This window comes from Cyanobacterium sp. Dongsha4 (assembly GCF_036345015.1).
Classification (GTDB): Bacteria; Cyanobacteriota; Cyanobacteriia; order Cyanobacteriales; family Cyanobacteriaceae; genus PCC-10605.
The window spans coordinates 3,098,008-3,119,777 of record NZ_CP084098.1; the positions used below are offsets into that span (position 1 = coordinate 3,098,008).

General features: G+C 36.6%; 17 protein-coding genes. 8 read left to right on the forward strand and 9 right to left on the reverse strand.

Going from position 1 to position 21,770, the window contains the following annotated elements; genetic code table 11:
• Positions 1-266 precede the first annotated feature (266 nt).
• Positions 267-1,052: a glycerophosphodiester phosphodiesterase gene (locus Dongsha4_RS13280; protein WP_330202841.1), complete on the forward strand. Its 786-nt coding sequence runs from the start codon at positions 267-269 to the stop codon at positions 1,050-1,052.
• A 3-nt stretch (positions 1,053-1,055) separates the two neighbouring features.
• On the opposite strand, the gene purU is transcribed toward Dongsha4_RS13280, so the two are convergent.
• The gene (gene purU, locus Dongsha4_RS13285; RefSeq protein ID WP_330202842.1) at positions 1,056-1,910 is read right to left on the reverse strand and encodes a formyltetrahydrofolate deformylase; all 855 of its coding nucleotides are present in this window, start codon (positions 1,908-1,910) and stop codon (positions 1,056-1,058) included.
• A gap of 752 nt (positions 1,911-2,662) precedes the next feature.
• Between purU and Dongsha4_RS13290 the strand changes: the two genes are divergently transcribed.
• From Dongsha4_RS13290 to Dongsha4_RS13310, 5 genes are all read left to right on the forward strand, one after another.
• A complete protein-coding gene (locus tag Dongsha4_RS13290; RefSeq protein ID WP_015220925.1) occupies positions 2,663-3,181 on the forward strand; it encodes a phycocyanin subunit beta in 519 nt (172 codons plus the stop codon).
• Positions 3,182-3,248: 67 nt separating this feature from the next.
• Positions 3,249-3,737: a phycocyanin subunit alpha gene (gene cpcA / locus Dongsha4_RS13295; protein WP_330202843.1), complete on the forward strand. Its 489-nt coding sequence runs from the start codon at positions 3,249-3,251 to the stop codon at positions 3,735-3,737.
• A gap of 239 nt (positions 3,738-3,976) precedes the next feature.
• Positions 3,977-4,543 (forward strand): Uma2 family endonuclease, encoded by a 567-nt coding sequence (locus Dongsha4_RS13300; RefSeq protein ID WP_330202844.1) that lies wholly within the window; start codon positions 3,977-3,979, stop codon positions 4,541-4,543.
• Between the two features lie 12 nt (positions 4,544-4,555).
• The gene (locus tag Dongsha4_RS13305) at positions 4,556-5,032 is read left to right on the forward strand and encodes a M67 family metallopeptidase (protein ID WP_330202845.1); all 477 of its coding nucleotides are present in this window, start codon (positions 4,556-4,558) and stop codon (positions 5,030-5,032) included.
• A gap of 363 nt (positions 5,033-5,395) precedes the next feature.
• Positions 5,396-6,274 (forward strand): IS982 family transposase, encoded by an 879-nt coding sequence (locus Dongsha4_RS13310; RefSeq protein WP_217983190.1) that lies wholly within the window; start codon positions 5,396-5,398, stop codon positions 6,272-6,274.
• A gap of 17 nt (positions 6,275-6,291) precedes the next feature.
• Here the strand turns inward: Dongsha4_RS13310 and Dongsha4_RS13315 are convergent, their stop codons facing one another.
• The 4 genes from Dongsha4_RS13315 to Dongsha4_RS13330 form a co-directional block, all read right to left on the reverse strand.
• Complete coding sequence (locus Dongsha4_RS13315; protein ID WP_330202846.1) at positions 6,292-8,283, reverse strand: hypothetical protein; 1,992 nt, start codon at positions 8,281-8,283, stop codon at positions 6,292-6,294.
• A gap of 260 nt (positions 8,284-8,543) precedes the next feature.
• Complete coding sequence (locus Dongsha4_RS13320) at positions 8,544-11,072, reverse strand: plasma-membrane proton-efflux P-type ATPase (protein ID WP_330202847.1); 2,529 nt, start codon at positions 11,070-11,072, stop codon at positions 8,544-8,546.
• Positions 11,073-11,472: 400 nt separating this feature from the next.
• Positions 11,473-12,828, reverse strand: coding sequence for a tRNA (N6-isopentenyl adenosine(37)-C2)-methylthiotransferase MiaB (miaB, locus tag Dongsha4_RS13325; protein WP_330202848.1), 1,356 nt, complete (start codon positions 12,826-12,828; stop codon positions 11,473-11,475).
• Between the two features lie 125 nt (positions 12,829-12,953).
• The gene (locus Dongsha4_RS13330; RefSeq protein ID WP_330202849.1) at positions 12,954-13,364 is read right to left on the reverse strand and encodes a hypothetical protein; all 411 of its coding nucleotides are present in this window, start codon (positions 13,362-13,364) and stop codon (positions 12,954-12,956) included.
• An 89-nt stretch (positions 13,365-13,453) separates the two neighbouring features.
• Between Dongsha4_RS13330 and Dongsha4_RS13335 the strand changes: the two genes are divergently transcribed.
• Positions 13,454-13,882 (forward strand): SufE family protein, encoded by a 429-nt coding sequence (locus tag Dongsha4_RS13335; protein ID WP_330202850.1) that lies wholly within the window; start codon positions 13,454-13,456, stop codon positions 13,880-13,882.
• A gap of 352 nt (positions 13,883-14,234) precedes the next feature.
• Here the strand turns inward: Dongsha4_RS13335 and lepB are convergent, their stop codons facing one another.
• Positions 14,235-14,843, reverse strand: coding sequence for a signal peptidase I (gene lepB / locus Dongsha4_RS13340; RefSeq protein WP_330202851.1), 609 nt, complete (start codon positions 14,841-14,843; stop codon positions 14,235-14,237).
• A 156-nt stretch (positions 14,844-14,999) separates the two neighbouring features.
• On the opposite strand from lepB, the gene Dongsha4_RS13345 reads away from it, so the two are divergent.
• On the forward strand, positions 15,000-16,796 hold the full coding sequence (locus Dongsha4_RS13345; RefSeq protein ID WP_330202852.1) for a serine/threonine-protein kinase: 1,797 nt from the start codon (positions 15,000-15,002) through the stop codon (positions 16,794-16,796).
• Between the two features lie 268 nt (positions 16,797-17,064).
• On the opposite strand, the gene Dongsha4_RS13350 is transcribed toward Dongsha4_RS13345, so the two are convergent.
• From Dongsha4_RS13350 to Dongsha4_RS13360, 3 genes are all read right to left on the reverse strand, one after another.
• Positions 17,065-17,789, reverse strand: a protein-coding gene (locus Dongsha4_RS13350) for an IS1 family transposase (protein ID WP_330202302.1) whose coding sequence is annotated in 2 segments (ribosomal slippage) — positions 17,065-17,465 and positions 17,465-17,789 — 726 coding nt in all. Because the reading frame shifts where the segments join, the coding sequence is not laid out codon by codon here.
• Between the two features lie 229 nt (positions 17,790-18,018).
• Positions 18,019-20,631 carry a cyanophycin synthetase gene (gene cphA, locus Dongsha4_RS13355; protein WP_330202853.1) on the reverse strand — a complete coding sequence of 871 codons (2,613 nt, stop codon included), beginning with the start codon at positions 20,629-20,631 and terminating at the stop codon, positions 18,019-18,021.
• A gap of 251 nt (positions 20,632-20,882) precedes the next feature.
• Positions 20,883-21,704 carry a cyanophycinase gene (locus Dongsha4_RS13360; protein ID WP_330202854.1) on the reverse strand — a complete coding sequence of 274 codons (822 nt, stop codon included), beginning with the start codon at positions 21,702-21,704 and terminating at the stop codon, positions 20,883-20,885.
• Positions 21,705-21,770: the final 66 nt, after the last annotated feature.

Below are 21,770 nucleotides of genomic sequence, written 5' to 3' on the forward strand. Positions count from 1 at the left end.
CGATCCCGATCGCATCCCATTGATTAATTTAATCTGCTTCATTAAGTTAAATGTTAGAATCACAATGTGGAATTATTATCATAAGTAACAACAATACACAGACCAAAGACTTATAGATGCAATCACGAAGTGGTGTTGTGCGATCGCACAAATTCACGGAAAGGCGATGTTAGTAAAATTACGCTTAGTTAAGATAAAGAAATAGAGAACTAAACTAAGGCATCTTATAATTTAGTAACTGCCATTTTAGCTGATTTTGATTAATTATGAACAAAGATGATCCTCAAATCACTTCCCCAATGATAATAGCTCATCGAGGTTCATCAAAAGAAAGCCCAGAAAATACACTTTCTGCTTTTAAATTGGCTATATCTCAAGGGGCAGACGGTATAGAAGGGGATTTTCACTTAACCAAAGACAAGCAGGTTGTTTGTATTCACGATTCCAATACTGCTAGAGTTGCTAATACTAAGTTAATTATTAAAAATTCCACCCTAGCAGAATTAAAAAAACTTGATGTCGGATATTGGTTTAATTCAACTTTTAAAAACGAAAAAATTCCCACTCTTAATGAAGTTTTAGAAATATTACCTTCAGATAAAAAGTTATTCCTAGAAATAAAATCAGATTCTGATATTATACCTTACCTATTAAGCATATTAATTAATAGTAAAATAAATTTAAACCAGTTAGTAATTATTTCTTTTAATAGTAGAATTTTAAGAACTGTAAAACAGTATAAACCAGAGTTAAAAACATTACTCTTAGTTAGTCTCAAAACTTTTAATCGAATTAAATTATCAAATTTTTTAGTTAAGAAATTATTACATAAATTAGACGAGATTAGTGCAAACGGAATAAGTACTTCTCTCTCCAATTTTCTCAATGAAACTTATATTCATCAATTTATTTCAAAAGGATATGAATATCATTTATGGACTATAGATAATGAAAAAATAGCTGAACAATTTATAAAAATTGGGGTAAACTCTATCACAACAAATATCCCGAAAACAATTAAACAAATCAAATCTTTCCAAACCAAAAGTTAAGAATTATCCAAAAACTACGGTACGATTTCCATAAACTAAAACCCGATTTTGTAAATGTAATCTCACCCCCCTAGCTAAAACAATTTTTTCTAAATCTTTCCCTTTTCTAATTAAATCTTGTACTGTATCTCGATGACTAATTCTCACCACATCTTGCTCAATAATCGGCCCTGCATCTAAATCTTGAGTTACATAATGGGCAGTAGCACCAATAATTTTTACACCTCTTGAGTAGGCTTGGTGATAAGGTTTTGCTCCGATAAAAGCTGGTAAAAAAGAGTGATGAATATTAATTACTGTGGGAAATTCTTTGATAAAGTCTGAACTTAAAACCTGCATATATTTAGCTAATATAACTAAGTCTATTTCTGCATTTTTTAGTAGTTCTAATTGTTTAGATTCTTGCTCTTGTTTATTCTCTTTTGTAATAGGTAAATGATGATATTCAATATTAAATTGTTGAGCAATAGGGGCTAAATCTGGATGATTACTAATAATTAAACCTACTTCTGCTTTCAGTTCTTTACTTTTTATTCTCCATAACAAATCATATAGGCAATGATCTTGTTTGCTCACCCAAATAGCAACTTTAGGAACTGTATCAGAAAAATGTAATTTCCATTGAGCTTGTAGAGGAGACGCGATCGCACCAAAGGCTTCATTAATAAGATGTCGAGGTAAATTAAAACCTTGTAATTGCCACTCAATACGGGAAAGAAATAAACCAGCCTCTAAATCCGTGTGATGATCCGCATGAATAATATTACCCCCATTAGCATAAATAAAATTAGCAATTTTTGCCACTAGACCTTGTTGATCTGGACATGATACTAATAAAGTAGCGGTATCTACAGCCATAAATTAATTCCCAACAATACCCGAATAGATTGCACACACTGAATCTGGAATATCTTATCATTATTTTGAGCTATAGAGCCTTTAACCTTGAAAAATCCGTTTTATAGAGTGTTGGTGTATTAGAGGATTAGGGTGTTAAGTAGTCCCACTTAATTAAAGGTAAAATTAGGCTCAGTTAGTAGTGAGGGCTTCAGCCCTTATTTCAGGAACTTTTAAAACCCCTAAAGGGGTAACTACAAACTTTCTTTTATTTAATTGATTCTACTTAGCAAGAGGTGGTTAGGGATAATACCTAGCCCTTGTAAGGCGGATAAAGGGGAGTTTCTTAAAAGAAAAGACACAGAAGGGTTTGTCTCTCGCCTATTGTAACTTACCCCTTCCTTACCCATTTATACTCACAACATATAGATCTGTTAGATCTGTCATGAGAAAAAATGTAAACAAATATTAAAGAAAAGATCAGAAAAATTTAACAACACGTAATAAAAAAAGGTGTCACTACGGGTTATAAATTTACATGAAAGGTTAAAACACTTTTCTGAGACGATTTTTGTAAAAAAGTTGTCAAAAAATTAAGTTTCTTTACAAATGCTTAACAAAAACTTGGTTTTAAGCACAAAATAAGAGAGACTAATTTGCAGAAGTTTTACAAGGAAATCTTGAAGAAAAAGATCTAAGTAAAACTACTCTGTTTAACCAAAATTTAACAAATTTAACAAAACAAACTAAATCTATTAGGAGATTAACTAAAAATGTACGACGCATTCACAAGAGTTGTTTCTCAGGCTGACGCTCGTGGCGAATTCTTAAGCTCTGCTCAAATCGACGCTTTATCTCAAATGGTTAGCGATAGCAACAAACGTATGGATACTGTTAACCGTATCACCAGCAACGCTTCTGCTATTGTTACCAATGCTGCTCGTTCTTTATTTGCTGAACAGCCTCAATTAATCGCTCCTGGCGGAAATGCTTACACTAGCCGTCGTATGGCTGCTTGTCTTCGTGACATGGAAATCATCTTACGTTATATCACCTACGCAATCTTCTCTGGTGATGCTTCCGTATTAGAAGATCGTTGTTTAAATGGACTTCGTGAAACCTATTTAGCTTTAGGAACTCCCGGTGCTTCCGTTGCAGTTGGTGTTCAAAAAATGAAAGATGCAGCTTTAGCGATCGCTAATGATACCAACAACATTACTCTTGGTGATTGTAGTGCTTTAATGGCAGAAGTAGCTAGCTACTTTGACCGTGCCGCTGCAGCAGTAGCGTAATTTAAACCAAGATTAAAAAATCCATTTCATTAACGTAAACCAACACAATTAGGAGAAATTAATTACAATGAAAACCCCTTTAACTGAAGCAGTATCCGCAGCAGATTCTCAAGGTCGTTTCTTAAGCAGTACCGAAATTCAAACCGCTTTCGGTCGTTTTCGTCAAGCAACTGCTAGTTTACAAGCAGCTAAATCCTTAACCGAAAATGCTCAACGCTTAATTGATGGTGCAGCTAACGCTGTTTACAACAAATTCCCTTACACCACCACCACCCCCGGATCTCAGTATGCTTCTACTGCTGAAGGTAAAGCAAAATGTGCTCGTGACATCGGTTACTACCTCCGTATGGTTACTTACTGCTGTGTAGCTGGTGGTACCGGTCCTATGGATGAATATTTAATCGCTGGTATCGATGAAATTAACCGTAGCTTTGAGTTATCTCCTAGCTGGTACATCGAAGCCTTAAAATTCATCAAAGCTAATCATGGTTTAAGTGGTGATGCGGCTGTTGAAGCTAATTCCTACATCGATTACGCTATCAACGCTCTTAGCTAATCTTCTTTGTTGTTTCTACTTCAGAGTAATTGCCGTTTATTCGGTGTTCAATTTAAAAGAAAATCCTTGTTAGTTCAAGGTTGAAATAAATCAGTGTTATTGCCTGAGAGAATTAGCGAGTACGCTTTTATGGTTGTATTTGTTGATTTTTTCGGGCAATACTGTTTTTGGGGGTTTTAAATGATTGAAGTTGATAATTTGATTTAGAATGGTTGCAAACTTAGTAAATATGGGTTTTTATGGCAACATTAATCAATGTCGATTCTTTGACAAAATTAACCAGCGAGGCTTTTTATCGTCTATGTCTTGCTAATCCTGATGTATCAATGGAAAGAAGTCCTCAAGGAGAATTAATTATTATGTCCCCTGTAGGCGTTGAAAGTGGTAATCGAGAAGCAAATTTAATCACTTATTTGAATGTTTGGAATTTGAAGTACAATCTAGGTCTAGTTTTTAGTTCTTCTACGGTTTTTAAGTTACCCAAAGGAGGTGATCGTAGTCCTGATGTTGCTTGGGTATCACGGGAAAAATGGGATAGTTTAACTATAGAAGAAAAAAAGAAGTTTCCGCCTTTATGTCCAGATTTTGTAATTGAGTTACGTTCAGAAAGCGATCGCATCAAACCTTTACAAGAGAAAATGCAAGAATATTTAGATAGTGGTTTGCGTTTGGGGTGGTTAATTAATCCTCAAGATAGAGAAGTAGAAGTTTATCAACCTGAAAGAACAGTTGAGATTTATTCCATGCGTTGTTTATTATTAGGAAAAGATGTTTTACCTAATTTTGAATTGGAAATAAATTTTTAAACTTATTGGATAATGACGGTAATAATTAGTGAACGAAATTTAGATATTATTCGGCAACAAGGAATTGAAAATTATCCTAATGAGTGTTGTGGGTTATTATTAGGAGTTATTAATAATTCTGAAAAAAAGGCAATTAAAGTTATTCCTGTGAAGAATGATTGGGAAAATCAAAAGCATTTATTTACTAAAAAATATGATGGTTTAAAAAGAGATTTAAGAGATAGTTTTGCCATTAATCCTCTTACTTTATTGAAGATACAAAAAGAAGCGAGAAACGAAAATCTAAATATTGTTGGCATTTACCATTCTCACCCCGATCATTCTGCTATTCCTTCAGACTTCGATCGAGATATAGCTTATTCTGTATATTCTTATTTAATTTTATCAGTTCAGAAAAATAAGGTCACAGATATATTTAGTTGGCTTCTTGATGATAATGGCCAATTTGTTCGAGAGAAGTTAGTTGTTATTTATAGTTATTTAGAATAAGATAGCCTAAAATACAGTCAGGGTAAGGGATTTAGGTAAACACGATAAAAATGGCTGAAACTCCTACTATCAAAGGAAAAGTTATCAATCGATGTAAAATCTTTGATTCATAAGGATTTGAGACTCATAGTTTGATATTTTTAGTTTAAGTACCGTTATTAATAACTTCTAACTCTTAACTCCGTACCGCTTTGCGGAACGTGCTCAGGGAACTCTCGTTCCTTCCCAATCCCCCAAAACCTGACACCTACCCGATATTCTTAAACCGAATTGAGGTTACTCACTCACTTAACCTCAGTTTTGGATAAGAAAACAGGCAGATAGTAAGCTGAATATAACAAACCATCAACTAACTACTGCCCTATGTTTAATTTAGATTATTTATTTTGTCATGTCGATGATTTCTGCCAACAATTTGAGCCTCAATGGCAACAAAAACTTATCTCTCATGGTGCTGTCCAACGTGTTCGTACTAAAAGTCTCTGTTTAAGTGAAATTATGACTATTCTCATTGCTTTTCACCAAAATCATTACCGTAATTTCAAACATTTTTATCTTAATCACGTTCAACAATATTGGACTTCTGCTTTTCCCAAACTTCCCAGTTATCAACGTTTTGTCCAATGGATTCCATCAACGATTATTCCCTTGTGTGTTTACCTCAAGCACTGTTTTGGTAACTGTACCGGAATTAGTTTTATTGATTCTACTAAGATCCAAGTTTGTCATAATCGCCGTATTCGCCAACATAAAGTATTTAAAAATTTAGCTCAAAGAGGCAAAACCTCTGTGGATTGGTTTTTTGGTTTTAAACTCCATCTGGTAGTCAATGAACTGGGGGAAATTGTGAATATGAGTTTAACCCCAGGTAATGTCGATGACCGTAAACCTGTAGTCGATCTTTTAAAAGAGCTTTGGGGAAAAGTTTTTGGTGATAGAGGTTATGTCTCACAAAAATTAGCCACAAAGCTACTGAAAGATTTTGGTATTGAGTTTTTTGCTAAACCCAGACGCAATATGAAGAACAAATTAATGAGACTTCATGACAAACTTTTATCTCGGAAACGAGCGATTGTCGAAACAATCAATGATCAGCTCAAAAACATATCACAAATAGAACATTCTCGTCATCGTTCACCAATAAATTTCTGTGTCAATATATTATGTGGGTTAATCGCATATTGTCATCAACCAAAAAAGCCCCACCTTTCCTTAGAATGGATTTTACCTCAATCTGCTTAACCAAAACTCAGGTTCACTTAGGTTGATACCTCAAAAGCAATTCCTTCTTCTACAAAGGTGTGAGAATAGTTTTGGCGAATACTCGTCGCTTCTTCTGCTAAGGCAAATAGATAAGTACCTTCGATTTGGGTATTACGAAAACGGAAAACATCAACTCCTTGATTGGCACTTGCACCCAAAGCATAAAAAGCAATACCTTCCTCTTTGAATGTTTCTGAATAGTTTTGGCGAATACTAACACTTTCTTCTTCACTAGCGAATAGATAAGTCCCTGATATTATTTTATTTTGGAAACGGTTAAAGCGTGTTAAGCCTTCTTTGGGTGTATAGGAAATATTAAAAGCAAATCCTTCTTCTACGAAAGGAGGTGAGTAATCTTTACGAATACTAATACTTTCTTCCTCTCCTGCAAATAAATATGTACCAGAGCGATCGCTATTTTGGAAACGGAACAAAGGATCATCAAGTAAGTTACTGTTATTATTAATTAATTCTTCTGCTGAAACTGTTTGATCACTAAATTGTATTTCTTCTATACTAATTAGAGTGTCTGTATTTGAGCCTATTTTCAGCAAACCATTTTCTACCCTAATAGGATAACTGCTCATCTGACCATTATACAAAGCTCGATCGAATCCTTCCCCTCCATCAAAAATATTATTAAATCCAGATATGCCATTACCTATGAAGGTATCATTACCTCCTAAACCATTACCTCGGTTATCGCCTCCTTTCAAATCAAAGATATCATCTCCGTAACCTGTGGTAACTTCTTCATCGCTTTCTGTTCCAATTACAGTCAAGTTTTGAATGCGATCGCTAAAATTATACACTCCACCTCCACCGTCTAAATTAATTGTTTCAGAGATGGGAGCTTCTAAATTAGAAAACTCTGCTAAAAAGACTTGAGCAGTATCCATTTGATTGGCATTTGGATAAGTCCACCACACTACTTTATTACCTGAAATATGCGGATCAAAAGCAATAGATGTATCACTACTGGTAAATTGAGTTAACTGTCCTATACTACCGTTTTGATAGATATAAAGTCCATCAATAGGACTAGGATTATTAGGTATTCCTGAGTTAGCATGAATGAGAACTTTATCTTCTGAACCTTCTACCGTGAAAAAAACCAACTCATTGCTAGTAATAATTGGGGTAATCATATTACTGCTAGTATCGTAAAAATAAACACCTCTACCATAATCATGAAGAATAAAATCTTCGTCGATCATGTATTCAATATCAACCCCATTAATGTTTGATAACTGTTCATATCCCCGTGCATTTTTTACATCGATTAAGGTGCGATCGCTTCCATTGTAACGATAGAATTCTCTTTGAATTTCAACATCCCCCGGTCCATTATACTGGTAAAATTTTTCTGTCCAAACAATGGTATTGCCGAAAATGTGCGGATTCTCACTAATATGCCCAAAATTTTCAGTGATGTTGACGATACTTGAACCATTAAACCAAAATAAATCAGTAGGATCATCTGGAGTGGGGTCATTATCTCGATACATCTTAATCCAAACCGCATTATTTTCCAAAACACGCAAATCATAATCGGGATAATTATCATTAGTTAATTTGCGTACACTACCATCATAAATAACAATTTCGTGGCTATTAAAATCTCCTCCATCCCATTGAGTCCAGATAACATAATTGGGAGAAACTTGAGGTTTATTATCCTCTAAGTTATTATCCGTTAACTGGATAACACTATTTCCATTATAAAAATAAATCTCTTGAGTATCGCCATCAAATGCTTCCCATGCTATTCTGTTTTCATATATATCAGGAAAGTTACTTCCATAAGTATTAGTTGCGATTTCAATGGGTTCACCACTGCCTTTATAAAGATATAAACCAACGTCTAAACTGGCATAATCGTTAAATTGTTGCCATAAAACATTATTTCCTGAAATAACGGGATAAGATGCCCCTAAAGGAATATTTGAGTTGGTTAACTGACGAATTGTATAGTGAAAATCAGCCATAAAGCCCCCTCGGTTCACTGAATTACCACACAGTAAAACCTTATATATTTCTATTCTAAATCCCGAAAAAAGAAGATAGTTTGAGCTTAATACTTATTTAAGTTTTAATGATTGATAAATATACTGGCAAAGGTTACTATTTGATGTGAAAAAAATTGCTGCCAGATGTGAATTTGCCTACCCTCAACCAGATCGAATTATGCCCAACAATGAGTATAAATTAATAGGGAGGTGAATTTTTTACTTCCTCCCAACTCTTTTTACATTCTCATTTTCAATTTATCCCACTGTTTGAGATATTTATTACCTAATCCCTGATTATTTTTGTCGAATAAAGATTTAATTGTTATTTTAGTGCGATCGAGGATTAAAAACCAAATGAAGCAATAACCCCAATTGAATAAAGCCCAAGCAAAACCGATAGGTTTAATTAAATCGAAAAAGCCGAATATGGCTAACAGTGTGGAAATGGTGACAGAAATTCCCGTTGCCAATAAAAAGGGTTTAGCAGGAGATAAAGTCCAAAAAGCATCCCTTGTACGTACAGAATATAACGTCATCATTCCTAATAAAGCAATATTAAAGAAAACTAGGGTTTGTAATGGAGTTGCCGCCGTAGGATGCAATTTGTCGGTAACTTCAAAAAATGCCCAATATTTTTTCGCTAGGAAATAGATTAAAAAAGTCGCGGTGACGTTAATTGCCCCTAAAACACTGGCGGTAGTTAATACCTCGCTCATTTTCCACTGTTGCGGTTTTGGTGCTATCTTAGCGTTATCAAAGGCAATAGTCATAATTGCACCATCATTGAGCAAAGCGAGTAACACAATCATGATTGCTGTTAGGGGATAGCTGTCGAAAAATAAAATTGCGAGGGTAGTAAATACCAATATCTGCACCGTTGCGGTAATGCGATATAGGGTATAGTTAGTCATTCTGGCGAAAATTTGCCGACTCAGTTTAATGGCATCAACAATGACAGATAACCCCGGAGAGAGTAAGACAATATCCGCCGCCGCCCGTGCCGCATCCGTTGCTCCAGAAACCGCAATTCCCACATCAGCTTTTTTCAAGGCTGGTGCATCGTTAACTCCGTCTCCCGTCATCCCGACAATATTACCGTGTTTTTGAAAAGTATCGACAATGTGGTATTTGTCTTCAGGGAAAACTTGCCCAAATCCATCAGCTTGTAAGATTTCCTCGTCTAATTGAGCCATCATGGTAGCTGGAGTTTCCCGAAAGATTTTAGCATCTAATATGTCTGTACCTAGTCCTAGTTGACGGCTAGTTTCCTTTCCGATTAATACTTGATCCCCTGTCACCATTTTCACTGGTACGCCTAGTTTACCCGCTTCTTCTATGGTCATTTTAGAGTCTGGGCGGGGGGGATCAAACAAGGAAATAACCCCTAGTAAATGCCATTCTCCTTGCTCATTTGTCTTGGCTACCCCTAACGCACGATAACCTTTTTTAGCATAAGATTCGATCGCATTATTGACTTTCGCTTTTATTTTTCCTTTATCTATAGCTAAATCGAGAATAACTTGGGGCGCACCTTTACTAACAGCAAATTTTTTCCCTTCCTTAGTTTGCACAAGGGCTTCGGTTCGTTTACTGATAGGATCAAAAGGAGTAAAGTGAGTAACTTGATAGTTGTTTAATTGTTCAGTGTTAGTTAAATTAGAAGTGATAACGCTATCAATAGGATCAGGATCATCACTTTGAGAAGCAAGGGTTGCCATTAGAATTAAGTCTTCTTCGCTGACATTGGGCATTAAAAAGGGTTCACCGAGAGTTAATTGATTAAGGGTCAAAGTACCTGTTTTATCAGAACATAGTAGATTCATCCCTGCTAATTCTTCAATAGATGACAACCTTGTTACTACCGTATCTCTTTTTGCTAATTGTTGCGCCCCGGCGGACATACTAACAGATAATACTGTCGGCATGGCAACTGGTATGGAAGCGACGGTTAAGACTAAACAAAATTTCAGTAATCTTACTATTTCTAATTCACCACTCAGCAATCTTTCGATAACAATTACAGCGATTAAAACCATCGCAATGATAATTAAGAAATTACCGATTTTTAACACTGCTTTTTGAAAATGACTGCTGTTTTCTGTATCGGCAACTAATTTAGCGGTTTTTCCGAAAAAAGTATTTACTCCAGTGGCGGTAACAATAGCTTCCGCTTGTCCTTTTTTACATACTGAACCAGAATAGACCACTTCTCCTGTGCTACGATTGACGGGTAAAGATTCCCCTGTCAAAGCCGCTTGATCTATTTTCAGAGGGTCACATTCAAGTAACATACAATCAGCAGGTAAAACATCACCGATTTTGATGCGAATGACATCTCCCGGTACTAAGTTTTTTGCGGGTATGGAAGTCCATTTTTGATCTCGAAGTGCGATCGCATTTAGGGCTAATTGTGCTTTTAAGGCGGCAACGGCATCCCCTGCGGATTTTTCTTCAAAGAAGCCAATTAAACCATTACCCAATAGTAAAACAGAGATAATGATAAAATCTGCCCAATCTCCCACGGCGGCGGAAAAAATAACTGCGGCTTCAATCATCCATGAAATAGGATTCCAAAAATAAGAAAGAAATTGCAGAATGGGATTGACGGTTTTTGACGCTAATTCATTGTAGCCATATTGGCTAATGCGATTTTCTGCTTCTCCACTACTCAAACCTGTAGCAGAAGAATTTAAGGATTTAATCGCCTCCTCTAAGGATAAATTCGAGACATCAGGAATAATTGATGAAGTAGATATTTCAGACATTATCTTTATTCATTCATAACTTCACCTTACATTATCCATAATTAATCGAAAACGAAAGATTAATTTTTTGATATTAGTAAATGAGGAGATAATTATTAATTTTTACCCAAGTTCAATGCAATTGTATCGAATAACGACAGGTTTGACGGTTTGGCTAATTCAATAAGTAATGTTTTGGGAAATAGGGAGATGAGGTGATGAAAAGATGAGGGGGAAGTAGGGTTTTAGGGTATTGTGGTGTTAGGGAGAAACAAGTAATGAGTTAGGGGTATTGTGTTAAGAATTAGAAGTTATTAATTATCAACTATTTACCTTTGCCCTTTGCCCCTTGCCCCTTGCCCTTTTAACTTTTGCCCCTTGCCCTTTTAACTTTTGCCCCTTGCCTACCTTTGAATTTGGGTTAAACAGTAGCTAAAGATAAAGCATTACCTGTTAAACTAAAAGCTCGAACTTCTGTAATTTTCACCGATACAACTTTGCCTTTCAATTCTGCTAAATTTCCAGCAAAAAAGGTCAAACGATTACCTCTAGTTCTACCCATCACTTGAGTGGTATCTTTAGGGTTTATATCCTCTACCAATACTTCTTCAATGCGATCTTGGTATCTCAAGGATCTTTCCCCTGCTTTAATGGCTACTAAATGATTTAATCTTTGGAGGCGATCGCTTTTTTCTTGTTCATCAATCTGATTTTCCCATTCCGCCGCAGGAGTATTAGGGCGTGGAGAATAAGCCGCAGTGTTAAGTTGATCAAAACCAATATCTTCCACCAATTTTAAAGTATTTTGGAATTGTTCCTCTGTTTCACCCGGGAAACCAACGATCGCATCTGCACTAATTGCCGCATCAGGCATATATTCCCGAATTTTGGCGATAATATCCCGATAACGTTCATGGGTATAACCTCGTTTCATCGCCTTAAGAATTTCGTTATCTCCCGATTGAAAAGGAATATGGAAATGCTCACAGACTTTAGGCAATTCATAACAAGCCTTAATTAAACGTTCCGTAAAATAACGAGGATGAGAAGTTGCAAAACGAATACGCTCTATACCTTCTATGTCATGAATATAGTAAAGTAAATCTGTCAAAGTGTGTTTATGTCTGCCCGTTTCCGTTACTCCGGGTAAATCACGCCCATAAGCATCAATATTTTGACCTAAAAGAGTAATTTCCTTATAACCTTGCTTGGCTAACTCCTCAATCTCCGCTTTGATAGCTTCAGGAGTTCTCGATTGCTCTACACCCCTAACATTAGGAACGACACAGTAACTACATCTTTCATTACAACCATAAATAATATTTACCCACGCAGAAACTTCACTTTCTCGACGGGGTTTAGTAATATCCTCATAAATATGTATGGGTTCGGTGGCAACAATTTGGTTTCCTGCAAACACTTGTTCTAAGAGACTGTCTAAACGATTAGCGTGTTGAGGTCCCATAACTAAATCTAGTTCAGGTACACGTCTTAATAACTGCTCTCCTTCCTGTTGTGCCACACATCCAGCCACAACTAAAGTTAAATCAGGTTCTTGATGTTTTCTCTTTGCCTGTCTGCCTAAATAAGAATATACTTTTTGTTCCGCATTATCTCTAATGGTGCAAGTATTATAAACTACAACTTTTGCTTGATGGGGATCTTCTGTAAACTCAAAACCCATATTCTCCAGTATTCCTGCCATTCTTTCTGAATCAGCTTTGTTCATCTGACAACCAAAGGTTGTAATATTGTATAGACGTTTTTCTTGGTTCATAATTTTAAGATTTAATATAAGATAATCAGGGCGAGCCGTAAAGCGATAGCAAAACGTCACGCATCCACATATAGTAATAAACGAGAATAATCCCCTATTTTAATTGATTTATTAGGTCATCCGCATTAGCGTGAAATTTTCAAAGTAAAAGGATTTTGACTTCCCTGAGAGTCTCCCACATAGATTAAATATTTTCCCGCCGCCCATACCCCGCCCATTTGAGGTTTTTTTCCTGATTTTGTGTCTCCCAGAATACAGAAGCGATCGCTCTCTCCGGGTCCTAAAATTAATAAACTGGGTTTTTCTGCTTGAGTTTCTAAAATTACATTCAAAGAATAGGCTTGTTCATTTAATTGAAGAACATAATTAGGTTTCTCACTGACATAACCACAGTCACCACTATTCTTATTTCCCCCTGTCATCCCTTTTATTTCTTGATTTTGAGCCTGAACCTCTGCCATATTTCCACCATAGATAAAACAAACTATTGTGGCTAACCATAAGTAAGAGAAAGGATGAGAAAATTTAAGAATCATCGTCTTTAGTTCTTGGTAACTAGATATTTTTTACCATAGACTAGATATAGTGATCAAATGTTCAATAAATTATCCACTAAATTTTATTTATGTCATCGAATACTCATAGCCGACCCGAGAAATTAGATAAAATTGTACAAAAATTCAAACGCCGTGATAATCCTAAGCAAAAATATGAGCAATTATTATGGTATGCCCAAAAATTAGAACCCATGCCAGAAACGGAAAAAACCCCAGAAAATAAGGTATCTGGTTGCGTTTCTCAGGTATATATTACCTCTACTCTTGACGAGGGAAAAATATTTTATCAAGGAGATTCCGATGCACAATTAGTAAAAGGATTAGTGGCTTTTTTAATTGCTGGTTTGAATGGTTTAACCCCTCAAGAAATTATTACCCTCACCCCAGATTTTATCGAAGAAACAGGACTACAAGTTAGTCTCACCCCTTCTCGTGCTAATGGTTTTATTAACATCTTCAAAAAGATGCAACAACAAGCTATTTTTCTCAGCCATTAGATTATAAATTCAATTAGCAAAGGGCAAACCCCTCTGTGTCTCATCTTTTAAGAAACCCCCTTTTATCCCCAAGGCTGTTTCAAAGTAAGCTGTTTAAAATCTTGGGGTGTTAGGGTATTAGAGGATTAGGGGGATTTTTGACTTGCAGATTTTAAGTAATAATAAAAAATCTTGAAACAATCAATTACTCATTTTAAATTATCAAGACTCTTCACTTATTACTCGTTACTCATTACTCCCTCTTAAGCAAAAATTTGAAAATGAAACAGCCCTGCTTCTAAGGGGGGGACACAAAGAGGTTTGCCTTTTGTCTCTTGCCTAACCTAACCGACAATTTTATATCGAATTCAGATTAATTAGTTGTTTCAGCAAATACAGGATGTTCATCTATAGTACCTACTCTTTGAGGAGGCCAAAAGCGAACAAATGCTCTGCCGATAATTTTATCATCAGGTACAAATCCCCAGTAATGAGAATCATAGCTATTATTACGGTTATCTCCCAATACTAAATACTCGTTTTCCGGAACAGTAACCGGACCATAATTGTATTCTGGTTCTTCTTTAATATAAAATTCTCTTAAAACTTTGCCATTAACCATAACTTCTCCATTTCTCACCATGACGGTATCTCCGGGTAAACCAATAATACGTTTAATGAAAGCGTCATGAAAATTCTGTGCTTGTAGGGCTTCTGTGGCGTTAAATACTATGACATCTCCTCTTTCTGGCTTTCTGAAGCGATAGGTCATTTTTTCGATAATTAGACGGTCATTTATTTGTAGAGTGGGTTCCATAGAAGAGGATGGAATATAACGAGCTTCAGCAACAAAGGTACGAATTCCGAAAGATAATACTGCCGCCATGGCAAAGGTTTTAGCTATTTCTATCCAAGGATTTTCCTGATTTTGCTTAGGATTAATTTGATTTGGGGATTCTTGTTCTGAAAAGTTTTGCGTCATAATCTTTTAACTAAGATTAGGTTATGGTTATTTAGTGTAACTGAAAATTAAGTAAAGTAGGGGATGTATTTAGATTAAGTAAATCCACTTGAATAATTTTAGATTGAACTGAGGTTATGATAGATAAGTTCTATTTTGTAAAGAGTCCTAGGGGACATGAATAGTCAAACTCTATTAAACAATCGCTATCAAATTATCAAAAGTCTTGGCAGAGGGGGCTTTGGAGAAACTTTTTTGGGGGTGGATACTCATTTACCTTCCTCGAGAAAATGTGTTATCAAGCAGTTAAAGCCGATTATTCATGAACCAAATTTGCCTTCTTGGATGTGCGATCGCTTTTTACAGGAAGCCCGAATTTTAGAGTCTTTGGGGGAAAATCATCCTCAAATACCCCAACTATATGCTTATTTTCAGGAAAACAATAATTTTTTCTTAGTGCAAGAATGGATTGATGGCTTAACTTTAAAGGAAATGATTGAGCAGAAGGGGGTTTTATCTTCCCAAGCAGTAGAAAAGATTTTAATTCAGATTTTGCCTGTTTTACAATTCATCCACGAACGCAATATTATTCACCGAGATTTAAAGCCAGATAATATTATTTGTCGTTATGATAACCAATTACCCGTTTTAATTGACTTTGGAGCGGTTAAAGAAGCCATGACAGAGTTAGCCCATGATAAAAGTCATTATACCAGTTCGATCGCAATTGGTACTCCGGGTTATATGCCTTCAGAACAAGCGGCAGGGCGCCCCATTTATTCCAGTGATTTGTATAGCCTAGGTTTGACGGCTATTTATTTATTGACGGGGAAAAATCCTCAGTATTTACAAACTGATTCTCGTAGCGGTGAAATTCTCTGGCGACAGGAAATATCTTCTCTCCATTCTAATTTAGCGGGAGTTATTGATCGTGCCATTCGTTTTAATCCGAGGGAAAGATTTGCTAGTGCAGAAGAAATGTTGTCCGCTTTAAAACCGCCTGTTTATCCATCAGAAGCGAAAACCGTTGCTTTTGGTCGCAAATTAACGGCTAACTCTGTAGCTTCTCCTCAATATTCTAATACATCAACTCCTACTTCTTTAAAAACTAAGGCGGTTGTTCAAAATCGTAATTCATCTCACCTTTCTCGTAACTCAACCCAAAGAGTTATATCTAAATCCGAATCAACTTTTAGTCTTAATCCTTTTATACCTTTAATTTTTCTGTCTTTAGTTGCGATCGCATCTTTCTTTTTTGGTTATAAATTCTTCTGGTCAACTAATGATAATACTACATCTAATAACCTCAGATTAGAAAATCCAGTGGATGGAGATTTACCACGAGAAAAAGAAAATAATCCTTTAACTCAAGATAAACGTTCAACTTTCCCTTTTAATAAACCCAAAACCTCTGATAACCAAATTCCAGAAAGCACCGATAACAATAATCCTACTGATAAAACCATTGATAATGAACAACCTCAGACAAATCAAACAGAGGTAGAAAATAATCAAGGTAATATTACGGAGAAAAAACCCGACACCGTGTCTCCTAACTCAACTCCCGTCATAATAACGGCTTCTCCTCTCGCCATCTCCAGTATTGGGGCATCTACTAGTGAATTAAATCAAAGATGGGGACAACCTTTAAATAAAAACTTAACCGATTCAGGTAATACTGTCGTTAGTTACAATGGAGGCTCTTCTCAAATCCAAGAAATTAGCTATATCATCGATAATCAAACAGACAGAGTGATTCAAGTAGAGTTAATTATTTCCCCTCAAAGTAATATTGAAACAATTATAGCTACTGTTAATAAAGCTCTCAACGGTAATATTACCTCTGGAGTGCAAGATGCGATCGCACAAGTAATGAATAATGAAACAGATTTACGCTCATTCAATTTAAGTAATTATCAAGGTATGATTCAAAAACGGCAAAACCGATTAGAGATTAGACTCTGGAGCAAGTAATGTTGTGATAATTATTTCGGAGTTTGGAAAGTTTCGGATGTTAGCGGATTGGGGAGGAAGGGGCTTAGGGTTTTGGGGTATTAGGGAGAAACAAGTAACGACGAGTTAGGGGTATTGTGTTAAGAGTTAAGAATTAGAAGTTATTAATTAACCTGAGTTTTGGATAAGCTGAAAGCTGAAACCAACTCGTAGTCAGAAAATCTTATAGCTTCTTAGAAATAACTATAAAATTGCCTTAACCCGAACTAACGTTAAAAATATGAGAGCTTCAACTAAGTAATGTTAGTCTTTGATTTATTAACGAATCGATCGTTCCATTTACTCTAAATTTTGCAAATAGTCCCATTGTTAAATCCACCATTTCTATTGATTTTGATACTACTTTTGTTTTTCTATGAAAGCGAGCAAACCAATGACGATTATCGGAATTATTTCTTTCTATGGCTATAGTTTCGCTTTTTGTCATCACATGATACGCATCTGGATGTTTAGATAATAACTCTTGGTACGGTTTCCAATCATCAGTACAGTAGACTGTTACATCCCATTTTAGTAATCTAATTAAAAGTTTTTTGAGGGTTTCACTATCACGCTTTCCCAATTCCCAGTCGATAAGTCTGTTAGTATTACGGTCATAAGCTTTCCAGATCCATAACTTGTTTTTTTTGACTCTATAAAATGCCAAAGTTCATCTAGTTCCACAACCACCGCTTCGCAGGGTTCAGGCTTTTCATAATTTTCTAGTGCCAAAGCTCTAATCCAATTTAAAATAGTCTGAGCAGAAACATTGAGAAGCTTTGCGATCGAATTCATAGACATTCCACTGCAATACAGAATTGCTGTTTCTAGTTTCATCCACATAGGTTTACCTCGATCAATCTTATCAGTGGTGAACTGATAGTTACAGTGCTTACATTTAAACCTTTGTTGACCACGAGCAAAACCGTTTTTGATGATTTTAGTATTATGACATCGAGGGCATTGATGAGACATGGTTAATTAATGATGATAGGATCAGTCTATATCATAACATTACTTAATTGATACTCTCAAAAATATATTCAACACCTGCAACCTGCAACCTGAAACCTGACACCTAACCTTCTCGGATATTCTTAAACCGAACTGAGGTTAATTATCAACTATTTACCTTTGCCCCTTGCCCCTTGCCCTTTGACCTTTTTTATTTGCCTCTTACCCTTTCTCAATTCCCAATGGAAACCTATTGATACTTTTGCACTAACTCAATAGAACGACTAACACTTTCTGGGAAAATTACCACTAAACCATCTTTATCTACCTTTTTCAAAGCGGTTTCTATCGCTTCAATTTCGTCCAGAATGATTATATGTTCTTGATTGGGATTTTCTGAAAGCATACCTTTAAGGATTAAATCGGCAACTTCACCCTTTTCTCTACCCCTTCTATCATCATCTTCTTTAATAATGATATAGTTGAAAATCCGAGCGGCTATTTGCCCTAAAAGCATCAAATCCTCGTCCCGTCTATCTCCAGGACCACCAATAACACCGAGGCGATCGCCTTCCCAATTTTTGACAAATTCCCCTACTGCCTCATAACCAGCAGGATTGTGGGCATAGTCAATCAAAACAGAAAAATCTCTGAGATCAAATAAATTCATTCTGCCGGGGGTTTGGTTTGCGCCGGGGTTAAAAGTTCTTACTCCTTGGCGAATTAACTCTATATCAACCCCATTAACGAAAGCGGCTAAACAAGCGGCTAAAGCGTTGGCAATCATAAAAGGCGCCATTCCCTTCATGGTGACGGGCATATTAACTGCTTTTTCTACCCTGAGAGTCCATTCTCCTTCATAGATAGATACATAACCGTTCTCGTATATTGCCGCCATACCATCTCGTCTTAAATGATCAGCAATAATGGGATTGTCAGGATTCATGGAAAAATAAGCAACTTTACCCTTGACATTTTGAGCCATTTGTGATACCAGAGGATCATCGGCATTTAAAATTGCATAACCATCGGCACTGACGGCCTCGGCAATCACCCCTTTAACTTTTGCCATCTGCTCAATAGTGTCAATATCTCCTAATCCTAAGTGATCAGCCGCAACATTAAGCACAACACCCACATCACAGCGATCAAAAGCTAAACCTGAGCGTAAAATACCACCTCTAGCACACTCTAACACTGCAACTTCCACCGTAGGATCTTTCAAAATCACTCCTGCACTTAATGGGCCAGTATTATCTCCTTTTTCAACTAAATATTCTCCTAAGTAAATACCATCAGTTGAAGTGTAACCCACCACTTTTCCTGTTTGACGGTAGATGTGAGCTAAAAGTCTTGTGGTAGTGGTTTTACCATTTGTGCCTGTCACAGCTAAGATAGGAATACGACTAGACTTATCTTCAGGAAAAAGCATATCTAATACGGGAGCAGCCACATTACGAGGAAGTCCCACACTAGGAGCAACGTGCATTCTAAAACCGGGGGCGGCGTTTACTTCCACAATTACTCCATCCACTTCTCCCAACGGTTTGGTAATGTCGGGGGTAACTACGTCAATTCCTGCAATGTCTAAACCAATTATTTTTGCAACCCTTTCAGCTATCCAAACATTTTCAGGATGTATATCATCGGTGCGATCAATGGCTATACCGCCTGTGCTAAGATTTGCTGTTGCTCTCAAATAGGCTATTTCTCCTTCTTTGAGGCGAGTATCCATATCATAGCCTTGTTTTTTCAAAACCCCCAAAGAGGTGCGATCGACGCTTATTTTTGTTAAAACATTATCATGACCGTCTCCCCGATTAGGATCTTGATTTGTTTTTTCTATTAATTCCTCAATAGTAGAATAACCATCTCCCACAACATGAGCAGGTATTCTTTCGGCAACGGCTACCAGTTTGCCATTTACGACTAAAATACGATGATCATTACCCTTATAGTATTTCTCAACAATTATAGACCTGCTTTTGGAAGCGGCACTAGCTACATCGTAGGCTTCTTCTGCTTCTTTCGGTGTTTCTACATCAATGGTAATACCTCGACCATGATTACCGTCAAGGGGTTTAATTACCACTGGATAACCACCCACATCTGCGATCGCATCTTCTAATTCATCCAGATAGTGAATTACCGTACCCCTAGGAACAGGGATACCAGCTTCTGCAAGGGTTGTTTTTGTACCTTCCTTATCACAAGCCAACTCAACCCCCAAAATACTGGAATTACTGCTTAAGGTGGCTTGAATACGTTGCTGATTCACCCCATAACCCAACTGAACCATTGCCCTTGCACTCAATAAACACCAAGGAATATCTCTCGCTTCTGCTTCCTTGATAATAGTTTCTGTCGAAGGACCTAAAGCCGAATTTGCCCGTAAATCTCTTAAATCTGCTAAATCTTGAGCTAATTCTTCAGGGGCATAGACACCATTACTGATAATAGAGTTACACAGCCTTACAGCCGCCCTTCCTGCATATCTCCCTGCTTCCTCATACACATACTCAAAAACGACATTATAAACTCCTGCCGTAGAAGTTTCTCTGGTGCGTCCAAAACCGACGGGCATTCCTGCCAATTCTTGCAATTCTAGGGCAACGTGTTCCACAATATGCCCCATATAAGTTCCCTCTTGTACTCTTTCTAAAAACCCCCCCCGATGATCCCTTGAACAATAATGCTCGATTAAACTGGGCAAAATTTCCACCAAGCCTTCATAAAAGCCCGGAATGAGATTGGATGGTTTTTCGGCTACATCTTCCAAATCCAAACGCATTTGAATTAGTTTTTGTCTCCTAATGCTCCAGTAGTTAGGGCCACGTAGTGTTTGTGTTTTGAGGATTTTCATGATTTCTATAAGTTTCCCGACGGTTCAATCATATTTATCAGACGCAATTTTTAGTGTCTCGTTTTTATTCTCTTTTTAACTGTTCAACTTGAACATTTTATTATTTTTTTTCCTTGGGGCAATTTAGTTAATAGTAAATAGATTTCAAAAGGTTAAAGAGCAAAGATTATTAAATTAATTTTTCCCTAACACCCTAACACCCCATTACTCATTACTTAAACAAAACTCCGTTCTAACATCTTAAGCCATAATTATTCTGCCACTCCCGCAATGGGTTGATGATTTTTGATATTGTAGCGATCGCCATGACCGAGAATATGTAATCTTAAATTATGCAGAGCCAAAGGAGCTTCCGCCGTTACATCTCCTTGATTGGTATAACTCATGGCTTGAGCGTCCACAATTGTAACAGTTCCTCTACCCAATACTTCTATAAACTCGTTATGGTGATGGAAAACAGCACAAGTGTCTTCATCGATACCGATACCTAATCTTTCAGGATGACTGGAAATAGCACTTAATAATCTTGCCATACGATTACGATTATGAAAATGCTGATCTACTATTACTTCTGGAATAATACCTAACCCCATTGCCATGTCCACTAAAGCCCGATTCGGAGATTCTCCACTACTTCCCCCTGCTATCATATGATGACCCATCACCGCCGCTCCTGCGCTTGTTCCTGCAAGGGAGACTTCTCCTAGTTTAACTCTTTGACGGATTCTTTCCATGAGAGGAGTATCTGCCAATAATCCACACAGTCGCAGTTGATCTCCCCCAGTCATAAATATACCTGTACACTCTTCTACATATTCTTGATAAGCCTTATCTTCTCCATGAATGCGATCGCGCACATCAAGCACTCTTATATCTTTAGCACCCATATCTCGGAAAATATTGAAGTAGCGTTCCCCGATGATAGTAGGTTCTCTTGAAGCGGAAGGAATAATACCGATGATAGCAGATGTTCCCCCTGCACAATGCCAAAAACTCTGTAAAATTTCTTTTCCGTGTACCTTATCTTCTGCACCTCCTATAACTAGGATTGAGCTTCTTTGATATTGCTTCATGTTATTTTCTAACTTAACTTAAGATGATTCCCTGCTTAGACTAAAATTAAATTCTAAGAGATTTTT

Bases quoted from the DNA above. Each gene is read 5' to 3' on its own strand.
- cpcA (WP_330202843.1), top strand. From the start codon at position 3,249: ATGAAAACCCCTTTAACTGAAGCAGTATCCGCAGCAGATTCTCAAGGT.
- miaB (WP_330202848.1), bottom strand. From the start codon at position 12,828: ATGAACCAAGAAAAACGTCTATACAATATTACAACCTTTGGTTGTCAG.
- Dongsha4_RS13310 (WP_217983190.1), top strand. From the start codon at position 5,396: ATGTTTAATTTAGATTATTTATTTTGTCATGTCGATGATTTCTGCCAA.
- Dongsha4_RS13300 (WP_330202844.1), top strand. From the start codon at position 3,977: ATGGCAACATTAATCAATGTCGATTCTTTGACAAAATTAACCAGCGAG.
- Dongsha4_RS13360 (WP_330202854.1), bottom strand. From the start codon at position 21,704: ATGAAGCAATATCAAAGAAGCTCAATCCTAGTTATAGGAGGTGCAGAA.
- cphA (WP_330202853.1), bottom strand. From the start codon at position 20,631: ATGAAAATCCTCAAAACACAAACACTACGTGGCCCTAACTACTGGAGC.
- Dongsha4_RS13305 (WP_330202845.1), top strand. From the start codon at position 4,556: ATGACGGTAATAATTAGTGAACGAAATTTAGATATTATTCGGCAACAA.
- Dongsha4_RS13280 (WP_330202841.1), top strand. From the start codon at position 267: ATGAACAAAGATGATCCTCAAATCACTTCCCCAATGATAATAGCTCAT.
- Dongsha4_RS13330 (WP_330202849.1), bottom strand. From the start codon at position 13,364: ATGATTCTTAAATTTTCTCATCCTTTCTCTTACTTATGGTTAGCCACA.
- purU (WP_330202842.1), bottom strand. From the start codon at position 1,910: ATGGCTGTAGATACCGCTACTTTATTAGTATCATGTCCAGATCAACAA.
- lepB (WP_330202851.1), bottom strand. From the start codon at position 14,843: ATGACGCAAAACTTTTCAGAACAAGAATCCCCAAATCAAATTAATCCT.
- Dongsha4_RS13290 (WP_015220925.1), top strand. From the start codon at position 2,663: ATGTACGACGCATTCACAAGAGTTGTTTCTCAGGCTGACGCTCGTGGC.
- Dongsha4_RS13335 (WP_330202850.1), top strand. From the start codon at position 13,454: ATGTCATCGAATACTCATAGCCGACCCGAGAAATTAGATAAAATTGTA.
- Dongsha4_RS13345 (WP_330202852.1), top strand. From the start codon at position 15,000: ATGAATAGTCAAACTCTATTAAACAATCGCTATCAAATTATCAAAAGT.
- Dongsha4_RS13320 (WP_330202847.1), bottom strand. From the start codon at position 11,072: ATGTCTGAAATATCTACTTCATCAATTATTCCTGATGTCTCGAATTTA.
- Dongsha4_RS13315 (WP_330202846.1), bottom strand. From the start codon at position 8,283: ATGGCTGATTTTCACTATACAATTCGTCAGTTAACCAACTCAAATATT.